3 protein-coding genes are annotated in these 2,537 nt (G+C 49.1%); 2 read left to right on the top strand and 1 reads right to left on the bottom strand.

Translation table 11 applies throughout. The features are described 5' to 3' along the window. The first annotated feature begins 557 nt into the window (after positions 1-557). Positions 558-1,040, top strand: a complete 483-nt coding sequence (locus R7Z41_RS23595) for a hypothetical protein (RefSeq protein ID WP_202974839.1) — start codon at positions 558-560, stop codon at positions 1,038-1,040. Then, on the top strand, positions 1,030-1,257 hold the full coding sequence (locus R7Z41_RS23590) for a hypothetical protein (RefSeq protein WP_039022360.1): 228 nt from the start codon (positions 1,030-1,032) through the stop codon (positions 1,255-1,257). Before R7Z41_RS23595 ends, R7Z41_RS23590 begins: the two co-directional genes overlap by 11 nt. Before the next feature lie 98 nt (positions 1,258-1,355). On the opposite strand, the gene mobV is transcribed toward R7Z41_RS23590, so the two are convergent. Beyond that, positions 1,356-2,324: a MobV family relaxase gene (gene mobV, locus R7Z41_RS23585; protein ID WP_000024818.1), complete on the bottom strand. Its 969-nt coding sequence runs from the start codon at positions 2,322-2,324 to the stop codon at positions 1,356-1,358. Positions 2,325-2,537: the final 213 nt, after the last annotated feature.

Raw genomic sequence — 2,537 nt, 5'->3', positions numbered from 1 at the left:
GGTCAAAATCAACGGCGGTCTGGCAGGTGGAAGGCGTCGCTCCGCGTCACCTCCCACCACTGCCAAGCCTGTTTTATCCGGTGAGTCGTCAAGGGTAAATGGCACTCGCTACGCTCGCCCTTGACGAAATCAGGCAATGAATATCGTTTTTGAAAGAGCAGGAACCGCTCGCCGCAAGAACGGATTAGGGAGCGGCATCGCCGCGAGTCTGTCCGTTCGAGGAAGCGGAATTTCCACTCCCCGGACATAGAAATCCGTACGCTCCAGACTCAAAAAAGCTCGTTTTTCGATGTTTAAAAATGGCGTTTTTCAGCCTTTATTTTCCCCCTTAATATATAGATATAGATATGGGAACCCGCTTGTACCAAGGGCTAGAGCGAAGAATCGTACTCACCTCAAGTACTAATCGTACTTACCTCAAGTACTAATCGTACTTACCTCAAGTACTAATCGTACTCACCTCAAGTACTAATCGTACTTTAGGTAAGGTACTTGACTATCGGCATCTTTAGTACTTAAATGTGAGTACTAAAAACATGCTGATACATGGGGATAGAGTGAATACAAAAAAGATTTCTAAGCTTGAACGGCATACATACATGGACGAGAGCGGAGAGATTAAACAAGACTCTAAGATCGAGACTTTTTCTATCCCGGCTGAACCGCCCTACGTCAAGCTTTACATCGCAGACATTGCGATGATTCATGGTTTGTCAAAATCTCAAAATGATGTGCTTTTGCAGTTGGCAATGCTGATTGGATGGGATGGCTTTGTATCTGTATCAAAAACTAGATTTGAGAAGACCATACAACCTAGGGTTCATATTGAATATCAGACGTTTAAAAACATAATCGCTGCCCTTGTTGATAAACAAATCTTTCTCCGGGCAGGGCGGGGAGAGCTTGAAGCCAATCCGTTTCTTTTTGCTCGGGGAGACTGGCCTTCAATTTACGAAAGAAGAAAAAAAATAGAGTTAAGAATCAGTTATGATTCCAATGGAAGGACAGTACAAACAACGGTAACGGATGATGAACGCTGAAGATAAGCTATTCAAAAAAGTAGATAGATTAATGCTGCATGACTCTCTAAAAAAGAATGAGGTTTTGACTGTTTGGGAGCGTACTTTTTTAAGTAGTACATACAGCATATATCGCAGAACAAGCGGTAATGAATTTTCAACTAAGGGATTGTCACCAAAACAAAAAAGCACCGCTTTTTCTATTTTGAAAAAATACAATTACCATCTGATGGATTAGCTGGACTCAGCGTTATACAGGGCGGCAGAACCTGATCTCTGGAATGCCGCAAATGACGTCACTTTGCGGCGTTAGCCCTATCCTGCATCGCATCAAAACTAACGCTCCATACCACCCATGCCACGCGATCGCGTCTGTCGCTGTTTTTCACGTTCAATACGCTGCTGTTTTTCCTTTTCCTGGTTTTGCTGCTTAAACCGCTGAGCCATCATCAGGATTTCGGTCATCTGCTCTCTGGAAAGCCCCTTAAAAGGCTCTGTAACGCTCTGTAGGCGTTTCTGCTGCGCATCCATAGTCTTCTGTAGCTCACGCGCTCTTTTTGCGTTCTGGGCGCTCTGAGAGGCCATAGCGATGGTTCCTGCAAAGCCATCGTTCACTGCGTGGCTTAGACGTTTGGCTATGGCTGCCTGATCTTCCACGTCTTTGGTGAAAATGCCCTTCCGCAATACACGCGGCTCCAGCGCCTCCGGCGAGATCGATACCTGGCTACGGGTGCCACGGTTTATCGATTCGTAGTAGTGCTGAACTGTCTGATGCGTGGCGCGGCTTCCCTCGATGCCGCGCTCAAGACCCAGTTTTTTTACTGATTCAGCGTAGGTGCTCTGATCTTCACGCATCTTTGACCGCCCGCCAATAAACTCTTTCGCGGACAGCCGTCCATCCTGCGTCAATGGCACCACGAACGCAGACAGGTGCGGGGTGGCCTCGTCCCGGTGAACCACCGCCGCCACAACACGATCCTTCCCGTATTTCTTCTCCAGCCATTGCTCAGAGCGGGCGAAAAACTCCGCCTGCTGCCGTGGTGTGGCCTCTTTCCACCACTCAGGGCTTGCTGTCATAACGTATTCAACGGCCAGTACCGCATCTTTACGGCGTTTTTCCGGCAGCAGCTCCCGCACACGCCCCATTGCCTGATCCGTTGATTTGGACACAGAGCAGTAGTTTTCTGGTGTCCGTTCAGCGTTAGCGTTCGGCGTCTCACGCTCTCGGTAGCAGTGCTGCAACGCGCTGGCCACGCTTCCCATTCCCGTCAGCTTTTTGCAGCGCATTATCGCGTAGTTCGCCATGTTCCCCCCTGATTCCGGCATTCATTCAGCCAGGCGGGGGAGCGCATTGCGATACCTCCGGCGGGCCACTATCAAGATGATAGTGTACTCACTAGACTTTGCTTCGCAAAATCGTTCGGGAAGCTGCGCTTCCAAAGGTCAAAATCAACGGCGGTCTGGCAGGTGGAAGGCGTCGCTCCGCGTCACCTCCCACCACTGCCAAGCCTGTTTTAT

It is taken from the genome of Vibrio sp. 1457, from assembly GCF_033340195.1.
In the GTDB taxonomy this organism is placed as follows: domain Bacteria; phylum Pseudomonadota; class Gammaproteobacteria; order Enterobacterales; family Vibrionaceae; genus Vibrio; species Vibrio alginolyticus.
This window is presented reverse-complemented; position numbering and strand designations above follow the sequence as displayed.